This is a genomic window from Thermoactinomyces sp. DSM 45891 (genome assembly GCF_900119485.1).
GTDB lineage: Bacteria > Bacillota > Bacilli > Thermoactinomycetales > Thermoactinomycetaceae > Baia.
Genome location: NZ_FPJZ01000007.1, coordinates 17,885 through 40,289, shown reverse-complemented (window position 1 = coordinate 40,289; position 22,405 = coordinate 17,885). Strand labels below are relative to the sequence as shown.

Annotated in this window: 19 protein-coding genes; 10 read left to right on the top strand and 9 right to left on the bottom strand. The window is 42.9% G+C overall.

Translation table 11 applies throughout. From position 1 onward, the window contains the following. The 5 genes from BT147_RS07770 to BT147_RS07750 form a co-directional block, all read left to right on the top strand. On the top strand, nucleotides 1-1,065 hold a 1,065-nt coding region (locus BT147_RS07770; RefSeq protein ID WP_072333212.1), incomplete at its 5' end, for a YVTN family beta-propeller repeat protein. Between the two features lie 130 nt (nucleotides 1,066-1,195). After that, nucleotides 1,196-3,340 carry an alpha-helical endospore appendage domain-containing protein gene (locus BT147_RS15985; protein WP_072333210.1) on the top strand — a complete coding sequence of 715 codons (2,145 nt, stop codon included), beginning with the start codon at nucleotides 1,196-1,198 and terminating at the stop codon, nucleotides 3,338-3,340. A gap of 173 nt (nucleotides 3,341-3,513) precedes the next feature. After that, nucleotides 3,514-5,646, top strand: a complete 2,133-nt coding sequence (locus tag BT147_RS07760) for an alpha-helical endospore appendage domain-containing protein (protein WP_072333207.1) — start codon at nucleotides 3,514-3,516, stop codon at nucleotides 5,644-5,646. Nucleotides 5,647-5,803: 157 nt separating this feature from the next. Further along, nucleotides 5,804-6,232, top strand: coding sequence for a DUF2621 family protein (locus BT147_RS07755; RefSeq protein ID WP_072333204.1), 429 nt, complete (start codon nucleotides 5,804-5,806; stop codon nucleotides 6,230-6,232). Between the two features lie 192 nt (nucleotides 6,233-6,424). Then, nucleotides 6,425-6,631 carry a cold shock domain-containing protein gene (locus BT147_RS07750; protein WP_072333201.1) on the top strand — a complete coding sequence of 69 codons (207 nt, stop codon included), beginning with the start codon at nucleotides 6,425-6,427 and terminating at the stop codon, nucleotides 6,629-6,631. A gap of 186 nt (nucleotides 6,632-6,817) precedes the next feature. Here BT147_RS07750 and BT147_RS07745 read toward each other — a convergent pair whose 3' ends face one another. After that, entirely contained in the window at nucleotides 6,818-7,924 is a 1,107-nt protein-coding gene (locus tag BT147_RS07745; RefSeq protein WP_072333415.1) for a S8 family peptidase, read from the bottom strand. 371 nt (nucleotides 7,925-8,295) lie between these two features. Here BT147_RS07745 and BT147_RS07740 point away from each other — a divergent pair, with 371 nt between their 5' ends. Continuing rightward, nucleotides 8,296-8,682 carry a hypothetical protein gene (locus tag BT147_RS07740; protein WP_072333198.1) on the top strand — a complete coding sequence of 129 codons (387 nt, stop codon included), beginning with the start codon at nucleotides 8,296-8,298 and terminating at the stop codon, nucleotides 8,680-8,682. 99 nt (nucleotides 8,683-8,781) lie between these two features. Here the strand turns inward: BT147_RS07740 and BT147_RS07735 are convergent, their stop codons facing one another. The 5 genes from BT147_RS07735 to BT147_RS07715 form a co-directional block, all read right to left on the bottom strand. Further along, the gene (locus BT147_RS07735; RefSeq protein ID WP_502688560.1) at nucleotides 8,782-9,075 is read right to left on the bottom strand and encodes a YunC family protein; all 294 of its coding nucleotides are present in this window, start codon (nucleotides 9,073-9,075) and stop codon (nucleotides 8,782-8,784) included. 95 nt (nucleotides 9,076-9,170) lie between these two features. Continuing rightward, nucleotides 9,171-9,431 carry a DUF6154 family protein gene (locus tag BT147_RS07730; RefSeq protein WP_072333191.1) on the bottom strand — a complete coding sequence of 87 codons (261 nt, stop codon included), beginning with the start codon at nucleotides 9,429-9,431 and terminating at the stop codon, nucleotides 9,171-9,173. A 33-nt stretch (nucleotides 9,432-9,464) separates the two neighbouring features. After that, nucleotides 9,465-10,937, bottom strand: coding sequence for a bifunctional metallophosphatase/5'-nucleotidase (locus BT147_RS07725; RefSeq protein ID WP_072333188.1), 1,473 nt, complete (start codon nucleotides 10,935-10,937; stop codon nucleotides 9,465-9,467). 13 nt (nucleotides 10,938-10,950) lie between these two features. Further along, nucleotides 10,951-11,781, bottom strand: a complete 831-nt coding sequence (locus BT147_RS07720) for a sulfite exporter TauE/SafE family protein (protein ID WP_072333185.1) — start codon at nucleotides 11,779-11,781, stop codon at nucleotides 10,951-10,953. Between the two features lie 4 nt (nucleotides 11,782-11,785). Beyond that, entirely contained in the window at nucleotides 11,786-12,658 is an 873-nt protein-coding gene (locus BT147_RS07715; protein WP_083426455.1) for a DUF72 domain-containing protein, read from the bottom strand. 73 nt (nucleotides 12,659-12,731) lie between these two features. Between BT147_RS07715 and BT147_RS07710 the strand changes: the two genes are divergently transcribed. The 4 genes from BT147_RS07710 (at nucleotide 12,732) to BT147_RS07695 (ending at nucleotide 18,248) form a co-directional block, all read left to right on the top strand. Further along, nucleotides 12,732-14,207 (top strand): nicotinate phosphoribosyltransferase, encoded by a 1,476-nt coding sequence (locus tag BT147_RS07710; RefSeq protein WP_072333182.1) that lies wholly within the window; start codon nucleotides 12,732-12,734, stop codon nucleotides 14,205-14,207. A 178-nt stretch (nucleotides 14,208-14,385) separates the two neighbouring features. Beyond that, nucleotides 14,386-16,083: an alpha-helical endospore appendage domain-containing protein gene (locus BT147_RS07705; RefSeq protein ID WP_072333179.1), complete on the top strand. Its 1,698-nt coding sequence runs from the start codon at nucleotides 14,386-14,388 to the stop codon at nucleotides 16,081-16,083. Between the two features lie 187 nt (nucleotides 16,084-16,270). Then, nucleotides 16,271-16,873 (top strand): hypothetical protein, encoded by a 603-nt coding sequence (locus tag BT147_RS07700; protein ID WP_072333176.1) that lies wholly within the window; start codon nucleotides 16,271-16,273, stop codon nucleotides 16,871-16,873. Then, nucleotides 16,860-18,248 (top strand): transglycosylase SLT domain-containing protein, encoded by a 1,389-nt coding sequence (locus BT147_RS07695; protein ID WP_072333173.1) that lies wholly within the window; start codon nucleotides 16,860-16,862, stop codon nucleotides 18,246-18,248. Before BT147_RS07700 ends, BT147_RS07695 begins: the two co-directional genes overlap by 14 nt. 79 nt (nucleotides 18,249-18,327) lie before the next feature. On the opposite strand, the gene BT147_RS07690 is transcribed toward BT147_RS07695, so the two are convergent. The 3 genes from BT147_RS07690 to BT147_RS07680 all read right to left on the bottom strand — a co-directional run bounded on the left by BT147_RS07690 (nucleotide 18,328) and on the right by BT147_RS07680 (nucleotide 22,400). Beyond that, on the bottom strand, nucleotides 18,328-20,244 hold the full coding sequence (locus BT147_RS07690) for an FtsX-like permease family protein (RefSeq protein WP_072333170.1): 1,917 nt from the start codon (nucleotides 20,242-20,244) through the stop codon (nucleotides 18,328-18,330). Between the two features lie 327 nt (nucleotides 20,245-20,571). Continuing rightward, the gene (locus tag BT147_RS07685; protein ID WP_072333409.1) at nucleotides 20,572-21,111 is read right to left on the bottom strand and encodes a hypothetical protein; all 540 of its coding nucleotides are present in this window, start codon (nucleotides 21,109-21,111) and stop codon (nucleotides 20,572-20,574) included. Between the two features lie 200 nt (nucleotides 21,112-21,311). Further along, entirely contained in the window at nucleotides 21,312-22,400 is a 1,089-nt protein-coding gene (locus tag BT147_RS07680; RefSeq protein WP_072333167.1) for an AI-2E family transporter, read from the bottom strand. Nucleotides 22,401-22,405: the final 5 nt, after the last annotated feature.

Below are 22,405 nucleotides of genomic sequence, written 5' to 3'. Positions count from 1 at the left end.
CAAGGGCCGGCTGGCTCTCCCGGAAACACAGGAGATACGGGGCCTCAAGGGCCGGCTGGCTCTCCCGGAAACACAGGGGATACAGGGCCTCAAGGACCAGTTGGACCAGCTGGATCTGCCACTGCCACGGGGGCAACCGGACCGACAGGGCCATCAGATTCACCTATATCAACCATATATGTTAGCAATTCAGGTAGCAATAATGTCTCCATCATTGACAGAATGACACATATGATTGTCTCAACCGTGCCAGTAGGCACGAACCCCAAAGGAATAGCAGTAAACACCACCACTAATCGGATCTATGTAGCCAATTTTGATGATAGTACCGTCTCTGTCATTGATGGAAATACTCATACCGTCGTTTCCACATTTACAGTAGGAGTAGATATATCCGTACTGAGCGTTGACTCTGCAAGAAATCGGATCTACGGAATTACCCAAACCAAAAACAATCTCTATGTAATGGATGGTGTTACTAATAGCGTATTTGTCAGAGTTTCAGTAGGCACAAGCCCTGAAGGAGTGTGTGTAAATTCTGTAACGAACCAGATCTATGTAGCGAATGCCGTAGATAATACAGTTTCTGTCATCGATGGAATGACCTTTACTGTATCCACCGTGATTCCTGTGGGAAACAGCCCTACGCACATGGGGGTAAACCCACTCTCCAACTGTATCTATGTTCTCAACACACTCGACGATACAATCTCTACAATAGATGGCCATTCCCACACAATACTGGCCACTATTCCTGTAGGAAGTATGCTATTTTTAGACAGCGCAACAGGGATAGGAGTAAACTCGCACACAAACTGTATCTATATAGCCAACGGGCTTGATAATAACGTATCTGTCATAAGTGGAAACACTCATACTGTCGTTACTACCATTCCCGTAGGCAACAACCCAATCGGCATGAGCGTAGACCTCATTGCTAATCAGATCTTTGCAGTTAATAATGTAGATGACAATGTATCTGTACTGGATGGAAACTCTCATATGATCATCACTACTATTACTGTAGGGTCTGCGCCAACATCAGTGGGAGTAAGTATAAGTTGATCTTAACTAAATATTTCTAACAAAAAGCTCATCAAGGAGGAATGGGCTTTTTGCTTTGATAAAAATCACAGTATCCATCATTTTGAATACTATAAACCTAAACGTAGGCAAACGTCAGTGAGGTGTGAATATGTCCCAAGCAAATATCCCTAATATTACCCCTACAATTTCCATTAATCGAGGAGATGCAATCAACCTTTTATTATCCTCTATTGCACTAGAAGAGCTAGGTCTAAGCCATATTATCAATGCGGAAGGGGAAAAACTGCAGTATGTCCTAGGAACATTACCAGGAATCTCTGCTCCCCAACCTGCCACTATTAGTGATTTGCTTTTGATCAATAGTAGTGTTCGGGATACCGTACGTGAAATTGCAAAGAAAGAATGGATTTTAAAAGAGAAATTAGAGACGGTTTTAGGCGCGAGTGAAACTACAGGACTGGGATCCCAAGGTACTCAAGGTACTCAAGGACCCCAAGGACCTATTGGTCCAGTAGGAGCCACTGGATCATTTGCGACAGGCGGTATTCTATTTCAGGCTTTAGGAAACTCCGGGACTAGTGGAATTGCTCCAATGCTTTATGGAGATAATGTAAACTTTGTATCAGATACGTTATACATCGAAGTCACGCCCGGTTCAGCAAGAGTGAGACTAGAAGTACCCACTAGTAGCTTAGGGGGACTAGGACCGACCGGACCTGTGGGACCCACCGGAGCTACTGGACCTCAAGGCGCTACTGGACCAAGTGGGATTACAGGACCCACAGGGAACACTGGACCGACTGGTCTAACTGGGATAACAGGGTCTGCGGGACCCACCGGGACTACTGGGCCGACAGGACTAATTGGAATGACCGGAATCACGGGAGCCTCGGGCGTTACAGGGCCTACGGGTATAAATGGAGTTACCGGGCCGACAGGGGACACTGGACCTCAAGGCGCTACTGGACCTCCTGGACCTGCTTCTTCCACGGGCACTACGGGAGAGACTGGCCCCACAGGGAGTACGGGGCCTCAAGGACCGACAGGACCTCCCGGCTCTGCTTCTTCTACAGGTGCTACAGGGAGCACAGGACCGACCGGAAGTACAGGACCGCAAGGACCTCCTGGACCTCCCGGCTCTGCTTCTTCCACAGGTGCTACAGGGAACACAGGACCTGCGGGGAGCATAGGACCGACCGGATTGGCTGGGAGTACAGGAAGCACAGGACCCACGGGGGATACAGGATCTACTGGGCCGCAGGGACCCACTGGGCCGACAGGACCCGCTTCTTCTACTGGGGCAACCGGACCGACAGGACCCACAGGGGATATAGGTACTACAGGATCCACTGGGCCGACCGGGGCCATCGTCAATACAGCAACCATCTATGTAACCAATTCTTTTGATAATACAGTCTCTGTCATTGATGGAAATACTCATACAGTATCTTCAATCATTCCGGTAAATGAGCCACTTTCCGTCGGGGTTAATTCTGTCACAAATCGCATCTATATAGCCGGGAATGATGGGAATGTCTCTGTCCTAGACGGAGAAACACATACGATTTCTACAATTGTTCCAACAGATCCAGGAAATCCTTTACTAGCGATAGGAGTAAACTCTGCCCGAAATCAGATCTATGCAGTTGGTGAAATAGTTTTAGGAACGAGTCAAGTCTTCGTAATTGATGGAATTTCTAATACAGTATTAGCCACCATTTCATTGCAGGATTCCCTGCTGGGAGTAGCGGTAAATTCGATCACAAGTCGCACATATCTCCCTGCTAATTTCGAGAATTCGGTTGTGGTGATAGATGGAAAAACAAATTCAATAGTTGCCAGCATTACAGTAGGAAATGCACCCATATATTCCGGGGTAAATCCTAATACAAACCGGATTTATGTAGTAAATACAAATGATAAGACCCTTTCTGTCATAGACGGAGAAACCGATACAGTCATTACAAACATTACGATAGGAAATCAAGCTTATACAAACGGCGCAAACGGTATAGGCGTTAATACCCATACCAATTGTATTTATGTAGTCAATAATACCGATAACACAGTCTCCGTCATCAACGGAAATCTAGATACGGTACTTGCAACGATTACAGTAGGTGAGAACCCAAACGGAGTAGGTGTGGACCCTTTTGCCAATCAAGTCTATATAGCCAATTTAAATAGTAATACCGTCTCTGTCATTGATGGGAATACAAATATGATTATCACTACTATCTCAGTAGGAATTCTACCAACCTCTGTGGCAGTATATAATTCTCTAACCACATGATCCAACCCAAGTAATTAAGAACCAATACAGGAAGAGCCTCAATCAAAAGCTCATCGATTAGGGATGAACTTTTGATTGAGCAACTATACGCATATAAAAAGTACCATCACACCATTCAATATTTTGCATAATATAACCTGAAAAACATAGGCGAATGTCAGTGAGGTGTGAATATGTCCCAAGCCAATATCCCTAACATAACCTCTACTATTTCCATTAACCGGGAAGATGCAATCAATCTTTTGTTATCCTCCATTGCCCTAGAAGAGTTAGGTCTGAGTCATATTATTAATGCAGAAGGAGAAAAAATACAATACATCCTAGGAACATTGCCAGGAATCTCTGCTCCCCAACTTGCTACTATTAGCGATTTGCTTTTAATAAACAGTAGTGTTCAGGATACCGTACGTGCAATAGCAAAGAAAGAATGGATTTTAAAAGAGAAATTAGAGGCGGTTTTAGGTGCAAGTGATCTTACAGGACAGGGAACTCAAGGACCACAAGGACCTCAAGGACCCACCGGGCCAATCGGAGCCTCCGGTGCATTTACAACAGGCGATTTTCTATTCGGAATATTAGGTAATTCTGGGACTAGCGGCATTGCTCCAATGTTTGTCGGAGATCATGCAAACTTTGTATCCGATACATTATATATCGAAGTCACACCAGGTTCAGCAAGGGTACGAATAGAAGCTCCAACAGGAACGACGGGAACGACAGGGCCTACAGGATCGACAGGACCTCAAGGTCCTTCAGGTTTTGTTGGAAATGCAGGGCCTGAGGGAATCACTGGGTCTGATGGTCTATCTGGTTTTATGGGGCCTACGGGAGACACAGGAGCTAATGGGGACACAGGCTTTACTGGACCACCAGGTATTAGCGGAATAGTAGGATCGATTGGACCCACAGGGATGACTGGGCCTGATGGTCTATCTGGTTTTACAGGTAGTACTGGAGCTACGGGAAGTACGGGACCACAAGGTACTCCAGGTTTCTCTTCTTCCACGGGTGCTAGAGGAGACACAGGATCAACAGGAAGTATAGGGCCAGAAGGACCCTCTGGATTACCGGGCTCAGCTTCCTTCACGGGGGAAACAGGGACAACAGGGATGATGGGAGGATCAGGTCCTCAGGGCCCCTCTGGATCACCAGGTTCCTCTTCTTCCACCGGTGCCACCGGGCCTGCGGGAGAAACTGGACCGACAGGAGCATCAGGATCGACAGGAGTTAATGGGGACACAGGGGAGATCGGGCCTGATGGGATCACAGGGACAACGGGGCCTACGGGTGAGAACGCCCCCACGGGAGCTACGGGAAGCACCGGACCTACGGGATTCAATGGAACGATAGGCTCAACAGGGATTACAGGACCGACAGGACCCGTAAATATATCAAGTATATATGTAGTCAATGTAGATAGTAATAATGTCTCTGTTATAGACGGATCCACGAATACCATTTCTACGACCATTACAATAGCGGGTGGTCCAAGGGCACTGGGGATAAACCCTGTTACAAAACAAATTTATATACCCAATGATGGCGTGACAGTCTCTGTAGTAGATGGGAACACTAATACGATAACCAATACTTTTTCAGCAGCCGTAATCGGAGCACTTGCAGTAAATCCTTCTTGGAGCCGTATCTATGTAACCCGTCCCCCCTTTGACATTAGTGATCAAGTTCTTGTAATAGATGAAATTACAAATACCATATTGGCAACTATTCCAGTAGGGAGTATCGCATCAGGAGTAAGCGTTAATCCCATTACAAATCGGATCTATGCTTCTAACAGTGGCGATAATAACGTCTCTGTTATACACGGAGGAACCAATACTGTACTCACTGTGATTCCTACGGGAGCTTTTCCTACATCCTCAGCAGTAAATCCGAAAACAAATTCAATTTATGTATTAAACCAAGGCGATAGAACTGTCTCCGTAATAGATGGAATGACCCACACGATAACTGCAACCACTACCGTAGGATCGTCGTTCTATATACAAGGAATCGTAGGAGTGGCTGTAAACACACGTACAAATTGCATCTATGTAGCGAATAGTCTAAGTGATAACGTCTCCGTAATAAACGGCAATTTAAATGTTGTCATCGCAACGATTGCAGTGGGAAATCGCCCATCTTCAGTGGCTGTAAATCCTAACATAAATCGAATCTATGTAACAAACGGTGGTGTTGATAACAATACAGTCTCTGTAATAGATGGAGACACCCATGCCATCATATCAACCATCTCTGTAGGAGATAGCCCGCTGTCAATAGGAGTCTTAAATTTTAGTTCAACGTAACCGATAATCTCATTACAACCCCTTTAAGAAGTGACCTAAACACAACTCATTCACGAAGACACTTGTTGTTTTTTTGTCACCATCCCCTATATAATGAAGCCAGAATACCGAAAAATGATATGATGAGAAATCGTCTTATTAAATAGAGGTGAGATTCATGATAAGACCCCTCTGGCTTCAATGGGGCTACACCTTGTTTTGGATAGCGCTTTTTGGGGTTATGTGTATCGGTGGATATTTTATGTTTCGTAAATTTCTAAAACGATTACCAAAACAAGATGGCCGTTCTGAGCTCGATTGGCAGGAGCACTATATCAACGAAACAATACATCTCTGGACAGACGAGAAAAAAGCCCTTCTTCGAGATCTAGTTGCACCTGTGCCGGAATTGTTCCGCGATGTAGCGAAACAAAAAATTGCTGGCAAAATAGGTGAGATTGCTCTGGCCGAGAAAGCAGAAGAATTAAAAGAAGAATACATCATCCGTGGGTATATACTAGCCACCCCGAAAAGGGATCACAAGTGGCTAAAAGAAACCTTACAAAAAAAACAGATCGATTTACAACCGTATCAGCATTTGTTTTAAATCATATTTTTCTTTTTCTGCTTTGTTGTTATTTTCCCCGTTGTATGGTAGGATACGTGTATTACGTTAAAAAGTGGTTGGGATTCAAGTTTCACCTTGTGTGGCCTCTTGTACGTTGAAACAATAGGTTCATCAATAGGTTTAAACGCTTGACTGTTTGTCCGCTTTTTAATGAATAAGGAGGCCCCAAGCATGAAGGGTAAAGTAAAATGGTTTAACGCTGATAAAGGTTATGGTTTCCTTGAGCGCGAAGACGGTGGCGATGTATTCGTACACTATAGCGCAATCCAAACCGAAGGTTTCAAAACTCTCGAAGAAGGCGAGCCAGTTGAGTTCGACATCGTTGAGGGAGACCGTGGTCCACAATCCGCTAACGTTCATCGTTTGAACGTTCGTTAATTCGGACTATAAGAAAAAGCACTCTCATAATGAGGGTGCTTTTTCCTTTGTTTTCAAGGGTTTTGCAGATTTACATAACAAAACTTTATCGAGCTTACTACCGGGAAAAAGGGAAAGTGCAACCAAATTGCAAACCAAAGCTATCACCTAGTCTGATAGTCAAATCTTGAAACGATCATCTTTCATTCATCGACTCATAGCCTTATATGCATTGATCCTACCGTGAATCCAACTGTCACCCGTTCCTTGGATTGGATCTGCGGTTTCTTCTAGAGAAGCACGAATTTCATTTGCCTTTTTACCCTGAGAAGCGAGAAGACCTGCAACCCCTGATACTAGCGGGGTTGCCATGGATGTTCCGGAAATAGATTCATAGCCAGAATCAAGAACGGTTGAGTAAATATCTACTCCAGGCGCTGCCACATCCACCCACTCCCCATAGTTAGAAAAGTCGGCTTTACGATCATTTTGATCCGTTGCTGCTACCGCAATGACATTTTCATAGTAAGCTGGATAGTTTGGAGTAGATGAGTTATCATTTCCCGCTGCAGCCACTACGATAGATCCCTTACTTACTGCATAATCGACAGCATCTTTTAAGGCTTTCGATTCATCTGGACTACCTAGACTTAGACTTATCACATGAGCACCTAGATCAGCCGCATGCGTAATTCCGCTTGCCACTCCATCTGCAGTTCCATTTCCCTTTGCATCTAAGACTCTCTCAGCTAAAATTTTGACATTTGGTGCCATTCCAGCAATCCCAACCCCATTGTTCGTTGTAGCAGCAGCTACTCCTGCACAATGAGTGCCATGTTTATTTTCATCCATGGGATCATCATCATTGTCGATAAAGTCACGTCCTTTCTCTACTTTCCCTTTCAAATCCGGGTGGTTATAATCTACACCCGTATCCAAAATCGCGATCTTGACTTGACCAGAGCCTTTTGTAATATCCCAAGCTTTTTCGGCCTCTACCTTTTGCAGAGCATACTGTTTTGCATAATCAGTATCATTAGGAACCAACGTAGCACGATATACATGGTTAGGCTCAACATACAATACATCTGAATTCTTCTGGTAATCTTGAATCACTTGCTTAACAGACTTCTCAGCTGGAACCTTCACTACTTGAAAACCAAGTGTGCTATTTGTTTTGATCACTTGGCTGTCTGCTTTCGCATGGAGAGAGGAACTTTGAGCTAATGAAGTTCCTGATTTGAACTTGACAATAATTTCAGAACTGCCTTTGTTTTCTGAAGCTTTGGTTCCTATTGAATTGGAAAACACCATAGAAACTCCCAATGCCAGAGCAGCTACAACCGAAAGTGAACGCTTGTACAAATGAATCACCCCTTAATTTTTTGTAATCTAAATATTCGATGCTTAAAGGATTTTATCCTTCTAATATTTTTAAAAAATACAATTTTCTTTTTATTTATACGGAGTCGGTCAGAGCTTCATTGAAAAGGATAGAATAAATAATGAAAATCCGTTGGTATTTATGCTAAAAAGACCCTGAAATACAATGACTCTTTTTCCTTGACTTTTATAGGGATAAAAACAAATTAAAACTAAATTATGAATAGTAATACAATTTAATTGTATATGAACGAAGCTTGTGGGAAATTATACTATCAATTGTACATAGAGGTGGGATTACATTGAAAAAAAGGTTGCTCTTTCTATCCCTTGCGATGTCTTTATACTTCATCATCATGGGTTGCAATAGCACAAATGAGCTAGTTATTTATCAAGAAAAACAAGCGAACAACACCTTGAGTGAGAAAAAACAGATCTCAGACAAGGAAAAAATCGATCGTATCAATCAATACATTGGTTTGATTAACTGGAAATCCTCCACACCAGCAAGAACCAAACCTGAAAATGTCCAGCTTTGGTTTTCCAAAAAGAAAAGCGACGACATACCTAAAGAGAAGAAATATTACATTTGGTTTAATGAGAACTGGGAAGCAGAAGTGACACTTGATACAAAATACGGTCTACTACCCCATAAAGAGTCTCTGGAGTTAAAGAAGTTGTTAGAGTAACTGTACATTAACACAACCAAAAAAGAGCTTTTTTGAACGACACACACTCATGCAGTTCAAAAAGGCTCTTTTCTATATGCCTGCATCAATTTATTTCGTTTACATCATTCGGATAAGGGCTTCTTCTCCCGCCATCCCAGCAATGATTCCGTAATCTTCAGCCGTGTGAGTCACAGACTCAAGAGGTGCACTCAGCAATTCCTCTAATGTCTTTACACCCACTGCCCTAGCTGCGATGATTTGACGATCACTTAACCTCTCATTTAATAAGCCTACATCCAACGCGCCGCACATGATATACCCTTTTTCTGTGGTAATGACCAGAAGGGTGGTTTTGGGTAATTTCACTTCTATGCCCATCGCGACTGATTCACCAATATGTATTGGCTTCATTTGAATCAAATCAAACACCCCATTTCGGATCTATATCTTATTTATATGTCGATCCAGCCCAAAGAGTGCCGATGAATAAAAGTTCTCTATAAAAGTTAATGAATACGTGTTGGAATAACGGGGGCAGGCTTGTACGGAGAAATTTTTCCATCTTGTACCATCTTCATTTTTAACATCTCAACCAGATAAATTCCCATCATCTGATTTACTTCTTCATCGCCCATATTTTGAATCAGTTGAATCATATTTTCACGTGATTGGTCTTCCAACAGATTTAGGACGATGGTAATCACATCGTCTTCATCATCACAAAGTTGATCACGATAAAGTTCATAAATATCATTTACGAAACTCAAGAGGAGTCCTCCTTTTCATCAAAATCATCCTATTTAGCTCATGTCTGTGAGTGTCCCACAATCTGTTTCATACGAAGCATTCGAAAGCCAACGCTTCTCTTTTGCTTTCTCAATCTTGGAGGAATCTTGAATTGCATCCTTCAAGAGATCCCGTAAGAACTCGGGCACATAGTACCTCAGCAAATCACTCTCCTTTAAGGTGACATATCCAGAACCAAAAGTAAACATGTCGATCGTCGCTAACTGATATCGATACTCATCTTCTAACGGTTCATTCCCTACATAGATGGCTTGTATACCATGCTTCCCGCTAACAGTACGAGTCATTACCACCTGCATTCCCGATATCGCTAATGAACCCAGTATCTTCCCACGAAATCCATAGCCCCGGATTTTTTTATTTTGATAAGAAGGTTCCATGGATTGCTCCAATGCCTCTCGAATTGCCCTTCCTGAAATCTCGACTAGTACCGGATTAATCGGATGGGGACAGAGTTTATGTAATTTTTCCCAAGTAACGATCCCTTCAACTAGAGGCCCTAATAATACCCCGCTATTGACCAGAGAAATCGGGGCGTCAGTCCATGTCCGAAGCTCATCGGCAAGCAAATTAGCAAATATGGATTCTTTATTCCACGAGATGGGAAGGGTTTCCTTTAACTGTGCAATCGGTCTCGTCATAAAACGTTTCGACTCTATTCGTAAACCGTGGATAAAATGAGCCATCTCAGCAGAAGGCTCTTCTAGTTTCATCCTATGAACGCAAGCATCGAAGCAAAGATTAGCGTTTGTACCTGAATCCACTATCATCTGCACTTCACCAACGTACTCTCCAAACTTCCCTGCCGCTACAATCATCGTAGTACCGATACGTTCTGGCTCTGCTAACAGATGATGTGTATGAGCCCCTATAATAATGTCCACATCAGGAATCATCGTTGCCATCTTACGATCCCAAAAAATACCCAAATGGGAGAGAACGACAATAACATCTACCTGCGAACGTAATAACGCTACATCCCTTGCTATACAAACCATCGGATCTTCTACATCCCAACCTAACAACTCATAAACCAATGGGTATGGTATAGTAGCCCCTAAAAATGCGATGCGAACTCCTCTTACTTCTTTAATTTCCCAAGCTCTGAGCCAAACTGGCAACCCTAAATCTTCCTTCTGACGAACATTACTACTAACCACTGAAAAAGGAGACTGATGATACATCTTAGCCAGATCTATATCCGAAATTGTTAACAACTCATTATTTCCTAACGTTACGATATCATAGCCCGTATAATCTAGGATCTTACGATTCGCTATCCCCATAGTGCCTTCCGTCTCCATACGAAACCGATCGGCATGATCGCCCAAATCAACAAGAAGAAACGACTCATCTCTTAGCTCCGCTTCCTCTCTTTTTCGAACCACAAAGCTATGAATTCTCTCCATTTCCTCCATATGGCTATGTAGATCATTTGTATGGTAAAGACGAATTACATGCCTCATATAAAGGTCCTCCTCACAAGGTCAATCCGTCATAGATCATCTTTATCGCAATAATCACTAGTAACGTTTCAAAAGCCCGTAGCAGGTATTTACTCTCCAGACGAGATGAAATCCAAGCTCCTGTTTTCCCTCCCAGCCAAGCACCAGGTGCTAATAGCAAGACCGCCATCCAATGAATATGTGCGTGAAAAGCGTGAATACCACTACCCAGAATAGACGATAAAAAAATAGCAAACATCGAGGTAGCTGTAGCTACATGCGGAGGGAACCGAAACACGATGAGCATGATCGGAACCATCAAGGCTCCACCACCAATCCCGAGAAGTCCTGACAGAATTCCGATGGGAAAGGACATCCCTAATACCAGCCATCGATTATATCCGTATGTCCATGTATGTCCATCTGAGTCCGTATGGGTTCTAACCTGAGACCCTGTATATCTCATCCATCCAATTCGGTCTTTTATCATGAGAACAAAAGAGATCACCAGCATAAAGATACCAAAACCCATAAGAAAAAGGTTAGATTGTAGATAACGCGATAAGTATGCACCTATCATCGCACCTGGTCCACATCCGAAAAAAAATAGCCATCCGCTCGTAAAATCAATTCGCTTTTGTTTGTGAAAGCTCAGTGTCGAAGCGAGGGAAGTAATCACAATTAAAAATAAAGACGTTCCCACAGCTATCGGCGGACTAATCATACGAAAAGGTGGAAAAAAATGTGCTAAATATAACAGCGCTGGAACAATAATAATCCCTCCGCCAAGTCCTACAATACTTCCAATTGTGCCTGCTGCATAACCAACTAATAATAATGATCCCCACATTAAAATATCATCCATGTGATTACTCCATCCAGTCCAGTAAACTTAATTGCCTCGGCGCAAGCCCTTCATAGGAAATGCCTAACTGTTTCATCATTTTCCTCGCACTTTTGACAGCATGTCCTTGTGAATTATTATTAAATAATACATATACTTCTTGACTACTTGTTGCTAAACTTTGTATTCGAGGAACCCACTCTGAAATCTCTTTATCTGAGTAGTCGTAGGCATAACGAATGTCACGCCAGTTCGGATTTCCCGGCTGATCCCAGCCAACCTTATTCCGTCCGTGGAATCTCACCACACTATATGTAGGATGAGTAGATGCCACCACGATCGGAACAGAGTGAATCCCAGCCTGAGGTTCATCACATACAACATGAACCAGTTTCTCATCTGTTAAGAACCGCAGGGTGTGATCAAGCATTGATTCGCTAAACCAGCTCTGGTTGCGAAACTCGATGGCTAAACGATATTCAGAAAATGCTTCTTTTACTTTGCGTATATATCGAACATGCTTTTGTGAACAATCATACCAAGGAGGAAATTGAAACAGCATCAATTCACATTTCCCTGCTAACCGCATAGGTTCAAAAGATTCTTTTACTGCCTTCACAATCTCTTCCCATGGCCTCTCAGGAAAATGACTGGGCCGTCCATGGCCCGTAAGCTCTCGATATGGCTTTACTAGAAAGCGAAACGTCTCCGGCGTCTGCTCTACCCATTTCACTATGCGGTCTACATCCGCAATCGCGTGAAAAGTACTATCTAACTCCACAATAGGAAAGTGACTTGTATAGTCCACTAATTTATTTTTTGTTTTTGACGCTTGCGTACTAAAAACATGGTCTCCCCACCCACAAACCCCTATTTGGACTTGGTTCATTCGATTCATATGCCCCACTTCTATCTATGTATGTTCTTATTGTAGCATAGTAAATACAGCCATATAGAGGAGCGAGAACAGCATGAAACACAATTTTGCTTCGGCCTTGCACACAGATCAGTACCAAATTACGATGATGTTTGCCCATTGGAAACACGGAAACCATACCAAAAGACGTGCATTTGATCTTTACTTCCGCACCCTTCCCTTCGGCAATGGATATGCCGTTTTTGCAGGGTTAGAGCGGGCTATTACGTACTTACAAAATGTCCAATTCACCGAAGAAGACCTTTCCTACATACAATCCTTATCTCCATCCTATAATGCCCCATTTTTAGAATATCTCCGCCAATTTCGCTTTACAGGAGACTTGTATGCATTTCGTGAAGGCTCTCTCATCTTCCCCAACGAACCGATCATGCGTCTGGAGGGAAATGTAAACGAGCTTCATCTCATCGAGACGGCTTTACTAAACTTTACGGGCTTTCAAACGTTAGTAGCCACAAAAGCAGCTCGTATTCGCCATATCGTTGGAGAACAAGATACATTGATGGAATTTGGAACCCGTCGCGCTCAAGAAGCAGATGCCGCAGTCTGGGGAGCACGAGCCGCCTATATTTCTGGCTTTAACGCCACTTCTAATGTACTGGCAGGGAAAACGTTTGGCATCCCAACTAGCGGTACACACGCTCATGCTTGGGTACAAGATTTCTCTAGTGAATTAGAAGCGTTTCGTGCCTATGCAGATGCATTTCCCGACCAAGCTGTTCTATTAGTTGATACTTATGACACCCTGAAGAGTGGAGTCCCTCACGCAATTCAAGTCGGACTGGAGTTGAGAGAGAAAGGATATACATTAAAAGGAATTCGATTGGATAGCGGAGACTTAGCGTATCTCTCCAAACAAGCTCGCATAATGCTAGACGAAGCTGGATTAACCAACACGAAGATAGTGGCCTCTAATGATTTAGACGAGCAAACCATTCTAAATTTAAAGGCCCAAGGTGCCCGAATCGACAGTTGGGGTGTTGGAACCAAGCTCATCACCGCTCATGATCAGCCATCTCTCGGTTGTGTGTATAAGATGGTCTCCCGATTGGAAAAACAACAGTGGACGCCTACGCTTAAAATTTCATCCAATCCAATCAAAGTATCGACTCCCGGCCGAAAAAAAATCGTCCGAATCATCGATTTAAAAACAAATAAAGCGCAGGCAGACTACATCATGGAAGTAAACGAGGAGCTAAATCCCGCCGAACCGCTCTTGTTAATCCACCCAGTCCACTCATTTAAGAAGAAAACAATCCGAAATTATCGAATAGAACCGCTCCATGCACCTATTTTTCAAGAGGGAAATCTTGTATACTCACTACCAAAACTGGATGATATCCGTCAATTTCATCAACAACAGATGGATCAGTTTTGGGAAGAATATCTTCGCATCTTAAATCCAGAAGAGTATGCTGTAAACCTCTCTAATACACTTTGGGAAACGAAGAAACAATTGCTGGATGACATCCAAGAGCAGGTACAAGATCTTCGGATCAATAACAACTAAAGTAAGGCATATTTACAGATACAATTTGATTGTAGCGGGTTGCCTGGAATGTGATAGGCAACCCTTATCATTGAGCCATGAAAAGGGCACTATTTTCGCACACAAACGAAGGGCATCATAAATAAATTATTAAATGACAGAAAATACTAACATCTATATGTGTTAAGGAGGTTCAATCATGTCCCAAGCAAATATACCTAATATTTCACCTAATATTTCTATTACAAGAGAAGATGCAGTAAATCTTCTATTATCATCCATTGCCTTAGAAGAGCTAGGTCTGAGTCATATTATTAATGCCGAGGGTGAAAAGCTCCAATACGTTCTCGGAACGCTCCCCGGAGTCTCAACATCCTTCCAACCCTCCATTAGCGATCTACTTACGATCAATAATAGTGTTCGTGATACGATTAATGTAATCGGGAAGAAAGAATGGATCCTAAATGAGAAGCTAGAAAATGTGTTAAACACAGACGTGACAAGGGGACCTACCGGGTCGGCAGGTGCCACTGGACCTACAGGGCCATCAGGAGGGCCTCCTGGACCTGCAGGGGCTACCGGGCCTCAAGGACCAGCAGGGCCGACAGGGGCGATTGGAGCTACAGGGGGCACGGGGGCTTCGGGTCCCCAAGGAAACACTGGACCCCAAGGCTCTACTGGGCCTCAAGGTTCTACCGGGCCTCAGGGTGCGACGGGACCTCAAGGGCCGACAGGGCCTCAAGGGCCTACGGGAACTTTTGTTACAGGTGATTTCTTATTTTTGGTTCAAGGAAACTCAGGCGCGGACGGTACGGTTCCACTCAGTTTTGGAGATACACTCAACTTTCTATCTGATACGTTAGAAATCACGGTAACACCTGGTTCTGCCATCGTGAAGCTAGAAGTACCTACAGGCGCTAACGGAGTTACTGGAGCTACTGGGCCTCAAGGACCGACGGGCGCGGATGGCGCAGACGGGGCTTCTGGACCTCAAGGAGACACGGGACCTCAAGGACCAACGGGCGCAGATGGCGCAGACGGGGCTTCTGGACCTCAAGGAGACACGGGGCCTCAAGGGCCGACGGGCGCAGATGGAGCGGATGGAGCGGATGGACCTCAAGGACCAACGGGGCCTCAAGGACCAACGGGCGCAGATGGCGCAGACGGGGCTTCTGGACCTCAAGGAGACACGGGGCCTCAAGGACCAACGGGCGCAGATGGCGCAGACGGGGCTTCTGGACCTCAAGGAGACACGGGGCCTCAAGGACCAACGGGCGCAGATGGCGCAGACGGGGCTTCTGGACCTCAAGGAGACACGGGACCTCAAGGACCAACGGGCGCAGATGGCGCAGACGGGGCTTCTGGACCTCAAGGAAACACGGGACCTCAAGGGCCGACGGGCGCCACGGGCGCTAACGGAGTTACAGGTGCTACGGGACCGACAGGACCACTCTCATTACCTGCAGGCTATTATTTCCTAAACACAACAACTACCTTAGTAGGAAAGCAGGCTATACCATTTAGCAATAATGTCATTAATACCCCACCCTTTATCTCACATACAGCAGGTGCTACGGGTATCACTTTAGCGGCTGGTATGTACTCAGTTGAATTTAATGCAAATGTCGTAGGACCAACTATCGCAGGGCAAGCTTCTGCTATAGGGCTCAGAGTAAATGGGGCTGAGTTAACAAATGATAGAGTAGGGGATGCGATAACCGTAACGGGTCCTAATTTCGTTGGTTTGCCTAATTATTCTTTATCAGGAGGATCTATCATTCAACTCGGTGCTACTGGAGTACTTGAATTAATCAATACTTCAGGTAACACTTTCCAAGTATCTACACAAATCGATAACAAAACACCCGCTAATATTCGAATTATTAAAATAGGTTAAATAGATGCTCAAACCAATGGAACACACACTTTCTTCTCTGTGTTAGCTATACGGGTCACCCTAAAATGGGTGACCTTCTTGTATTGTTTTCCTTATGTCCATTGTCTTTTTACAAATTATTTCCTTTTCAACTTTTTTTCTATATAATCTAACTATAGTGAAAACTGTTGTTTTAAGGAGCAGGTAGATGAAACTAAGTAAATTTCAATTTTGGTTATTAGTTGGCTTTACAGCCATCCTCATTTTTATCTTTATTAATAGAATCCCTTTCGAAACTGAACAGCCAGCGGCTCAATCAGCATCTGAGAAGAGTAAGCCACCTACCTTGATTCCCACCACGCCTCCCCAAGATATAGAAGAGACGAAGAAAAAAGATCAACAAGATCCTGAAGCCAAACAAATCTTAGAAAACCAGCAAAAACGAGGATCACAAGTAGAACCATTTCTCACTACATTTTTTAACAATTTCTATCAATACGATGCAAAAAAGCCCACTGCACATGTAGAGCGGGTAAAAAATAACCTAGATCCTTCTCTTTACGAGATGTTAAAAGCTCAATATAAAGAGCCTTTTTCAGACACGAAGAAAATGGAATTCCGAGATTTTAAAATCGAGTCGAGAACCACCGAGGATACACAAGATATTCGCCTAGAGCTAATCGCCCATATTACCTTTACCGGCTCTGATAACAAAGCTGTTACAGAACCTCAATTTATCTCAATCCTATTAAAGCCCAACGGCGATACATGGAAGGTAAGGTGGTTAGAAAGTGCCAATGCTGCCGACTAACCCAAATGGAAAAGACCGAGATTCCCTTATGGCCCTTTTAATTGGAATGGGCACGCTCCCTAGCATTTTGATCCTTCTACTCATCACCTTTACGATCTTTATGGTGATCCCCTTTCTAAATAAACCGGAAGCCTTACCTGAAGATGGAACAACAACCACTATGTCTATATTTCGCGATTATTACGAAGAGGCCGCCGCCAAATACAACATGCCTTGGGAAATCCTAGCGGCTATTCATGCGAAAAGCCCTCCATACTCTTCACATGCTTCTAAAGTGAGTGGAACTGTTCCTGATGTGAAATATAAAGAGTACATCGAGTCGTCCCTCCATCGTTGGAACAAAGATCGAAAATATCAAGTTACACCTGCTTTAGTTGCCGCTGTGATGGAACAGGAAAGTAATTTTAACCCAAATGTCGTTTCTTCTGCTGGAGCAGTTGGCTTGATGCAACTCATGCCCTCTAACTGCCAAGCTCGTCAGTGGAGTATTCAAGACTGTAAAATCCCGGTTAATAATATTGATCGCGGTGTCCAGCTTCTAGTGAACCATCTCAATATTTACAATGGAAATATAAAATACACATTAGCCGCTTATAATGCTGGAGCGGGAAATGTAAAGCGTTATGGCGGAGTCCCACCGTTTCAAGAGACACAAAATTATGTAAAAAAAGTTCCCGAGCGAATGGGTAAATATGCTGGGGAAACGAACCTTGCACCCGTTAAAGATTACATTTTTGACTTAGCCCAAACATTAAAAGAAGAAGCTGATTCTCAGAAAGGAATTTGCAAAAAGGATGCAACCCATCAGTTAGGCGAACAAACCGTTAGCACGTACGGGGACAACGTCATCTGCGGGATTTACAAACTAGATTCAAAATTTGCGGGTGATGGTGGTTGGGATTATGTAAATGAAGTAGCTTCACAGGCCAATGTCTTCACAGGCAGAGTTACGATTGATGGGAATGTGAAATATACTGGAGGAACACTTGTCTGGCCCGTAGCCAATTGCCCAATTACAGGCAGGTGGAAGGAACGTAGGCCCGGGCACTTTCATCGTGGACTTGATCTAGCTTGCGCCGAAAACACCTTAGTCCGTGCAGCCGGTGATGGCGTGATCTATATAGATAAAGATAATCCAGGTGGTTTTGGCCATTACTTAGGCATCAAGCACACCAATGGGCTCATTTCTTGGTACGGTCATACTATCCCCTATGGAAATATCCGTGTCGGCACTAAAGTAACTAAAGGTCAATATATAGCACAAATCAAGCAAATCGGGCGCTCAACCGGCCCCCATCTTCACTTTGAGGTGCACGTCGGTTCAAATCCCTCATCCGATGCACGAGATCCGCTATTATTTCTGCAAAAAAAATAACCTAGGCTATGTGCTAGGTTATTTTTAGATCCAAAGTTCAGAAGTGCAATCAGAAGATCGCCTGTTGTAGTACAAACTTTTATACCATTACTCGCTTTAATTGATTCAAATAATGCGCACGAACAATTAAGAAATAGATGAACTGCATAAAGAAAAAGGTACCGATCCCAGTCATGGTAGGGAGGAAAGTATTTCCTAGATCAGCAAATGTTCCTTTTAGTGCTTCCATGCCTATAATGGTCTCTAATGCTGCGACCAACATAGGAATAAAGAAGAGAGCAGCTATCTGGATAGTAGCTGACCACTTCATTTCTTTACTACTTAAACCAACCTTAGAAAGCCCATGGATAATGTGCTGATCTTGGTTTAAATCAGTAAACAACTTAAAGTACAAGAAACTAACGCTAGAAAGGGAGAAAATCGCTGCGAGAAATACGCCGATAAAGACCAACATACTATTACTTTGCTTGGCCATTAGATAAGATGCTGCACGAGAGCTAAAGAAACCATTCTCCTCTCCCGGTATTGTCGCTTGATCATGCAAATCAATCAATTTTTTCCCGATTTTCACCTCTGGAGAGTTAGGATTAGGTAGCACTTTATTCGACCAATCTGGAATCAAATAGGAGATCTCCACATCTTCTTTTCCTTTCCTAGAAACCTTCAACTGATTATATGTTTCATCCGAAACAACTAAGAGTGAACCTCTCTGAATCGATTTTTCCACGAACTGGTCGGTTACTTGAAGCACTTCTCCCCCGTCTGTTAGAGTAAGTTGTTTTGTATTTAACTTATTAATAGAAGGATGAGAAATAACCAATGTTTCTCCAGGTTTTATAATCGGAATATCTTTCCACTTAAGCCTATCTACTAGGTGCTGATACTCTGATTGTTTCATCATCGGTATGTACCGATCCTGAGTCTCGCGGAATTGGGAGCCAATAGATGCCTGCTGAATTTTTTCAAATTTTACATTGGCAGATTTCAACTCTTGATCAATCTTATCAATCTCTTTTTTCCAATTCCCTCCCTTTTCATTCATTACCGTATAAGTGAGTGCAAATGGGTTTTCATGAAATGCTCTTTTATTCACCTGATCCATTGAAAGAACAATTCCGATTACGGTACAAGACATTGCCGTGACAACGGTGATCATAAAAAAAATCCTTGCATTATCTTTTATCTTATAGCCAATCTCCGAAACCCAAAGAAGGTTCGTTCCTCGCCAAGAAAAGGAACGATGTCTTTTACATAAGCGAATGGTCCACACACTGATTTGTGTAAAGAAAAAGTAAGTAGCGGTAAGCCCGAATGCTAGAATATATATCATATTTGATTGTGATAATGGTTGTTTCATTAGATAAAAGGCACCGATAAAGCAACCCACTGATAATAAACATAGCCAGACGGAAACCTTTGGTTCTGGCTTAGGTTTAATACCTCCTTGTAATAACTCTATCACTCGATTTTGTCTGACAAAGAATAAAGTAAGTGCAGAGATAACGAGAAAAAGACTCAAAAAGGCAGTAGTAGTCAGTCCCATTGCCTTCCATGGTAAGTATATCGATAGTTCCTTAACCCCTACAACACCCGCACCAAAGTAGAGAAATGCCTTAGATAGAACCATTCCACATATGATTCCCGTGATGATTGATAGAGAGCCGATGATCATATTCTCTAGAAAGATCAGACGTTTTAGTTGTCTTCCTTCCGATCCTAAAATGGTTAAAAGACCAAACTCCTTTTTCCTTGCTTTTAAAAAAGCACTGATCGAGTAGAGCACGAACAGAAAAGAAAAGATAAAAACTACATACTCAGCTGCCTCCATTCCAATCTGAGTTCGTCTACCCATTTGGTTTTTCGTCATATCAGGATGGAAGATAAACATGGCATAGGTAAAAAAGATCATCACTGCAAACGAACTACTTAGGAAATAGGCAGAATAAGCCCGAATATTTCGTTTGACGTTATTAAACGCAAACTGCCGAAAGTTCAATGTACATTTCCCCCTAACAGTGACAACATGTCAATATTTCGTGGAAAACATCCCCCACAATCATTTACTTAATCAGCTGCGCACCCCTTTCTACTATAAACTTTTGATAGATGCTCTATCTTAATAGATCAATACCTTTTGGCACTCTATTAACTAGTTATGGACTAGTTTAGCAGTCTGGATTATGAGAAAGTATAGATTTACCTTTCAATAACCTTAATAAAGTGTAAGGATCATCAACCGTTACGTTACAAAATAAACAATCCTCATAACGCAAAAAAAGCTCCTAAAAAAGGAGCTTTCAGACTGTAGACAAGTTTATGATCCCTAAGCCCCATCACAACTAGTAGAAAACAGAATAGAAACTTCGCATATTTGATTTCTTAAAACATCTTGAAATACACTTGCCGCAACTCCAGTAAACGTATTGCATAGATTTGATATATCATCATTGAAAAACTGAATGACTTCTGGCTTGAAAACAGGGTAGACAGCATACGGTTGGCCGGGTAGTTGAGGTTGTACGACAACATCTTGAAAGAATTCATTACCGGTCAATGCAATCTGAAAGATACTTGCGAGGCAGAAAGCGTCTAAAGGACAAGGTAAAGGAGAAATCAACTCTCCATGCGTATCGATAACTACAACGAAGACTACAACATTCCCGAAGGTTTTCGTAGGATTGAGAAGTGTAGCGATGGCCTTAGCTTTTTCATTCCCTGATACTGTGACAAGGATAAGATAAACATCTCCAACCGGAATAAGGGGGCCTACTGTTACACCAGGATCCACCCCAACTGAGTACTTGATTTCGTTAAAATATGTGACCCAAGGCGGGGAAAGCTCCACATTTTTCGTTTCGATCATATTCATAGAAGAAGGCCTCCCATATTGTTTTCCTTCATACAATATGTGGAGATTAAGAGAAATGATTCTTATATAAATCTATTTATAATCATAAATTGAAAGAATGGCTAAAAGATAGATGAATCGAGATTGTTTGCGGTCCAGGGAAACATAAATGTACTATGACCGCTACATTGGATTGACCCGCCGTATCCAATCAGTCACTTATGTATCCCAAGCGACCGATCCTGTCTCCTTAGCGCATACAAACGATAGGCATGCACCACGATCACTTTCGACACAGCATAGGTGGGAACCGCTAGCAACAGCCCCAAGAATCCTCCTAAGCTACCCGCCACTAGTAACACCAAGATAATCGTCAATGGATGAATCTGTAAACTTTTCCCCATCACATAGGGGGAGATTAGATTACCTTCGAGTTGCTGTGCGATGACTGCAACGATAACCACTTGATATACCATATCAGGCGAGGTAATCAGCGCGACAATGAGTGCTGGAATCATCCCGAGTAAAGGGCCGATGAATGGGATCACATTGGTAAACATTGCGATAATCGCCAGTAGGAGTGAGTAATCGATTCCGATGACGAGATAACCGATGTACAATAATACTCCAATCGACATGCTCACAATCACTTGACCTTTGATATACGAGCTTAGTGCTTGATCTAAGTCACGTAATATCGCCATTCCTTGCTTCCTCTCCCACTCGGGAAACAGTTGCAAGAAATAATCGGGCGTTTTATGCCCCTCCCGTAACATGTAATATAGGATAAACGGAACGGTAACCAGAACCGTGATGATATTCGTAACGACACTAATGAAATTAGCGATGTTATCACCAATGACAGCGTAACTCGTTTTCAGATAGCCTACTACCGTTTGAGATATCTCATTCCAATCGACATACGGCTCAATCCAAGGATGATGTGACATTTTGACAAACTGCACTTGCGCGACGTCCATCATCGTTGGGAGATTTTTGATTAACTTCTCGACTTGATCACTCAGTGGAGGGCCTATTAGAAATCCAAATAGAACCATTAATCCGATCCCTATTAGATAGATGGTTAAAATAGCAAGCGATCGTGGAAATCGAAGTTTCATCAGGATATCCACAACGGGACGAAGCAAATAAAATAAGACCCCTGATATGAGGAATGGAAAGAATAGAGTTTGGAAAAAAATAACAATCGGATGAAAGATAAAGCTAATTTGACTTCCGAGCAGTATAATTAAAAACAATATTACGATCCCATAGCCAAACAAAAACCACTTTGATTGGGGCATTTGAT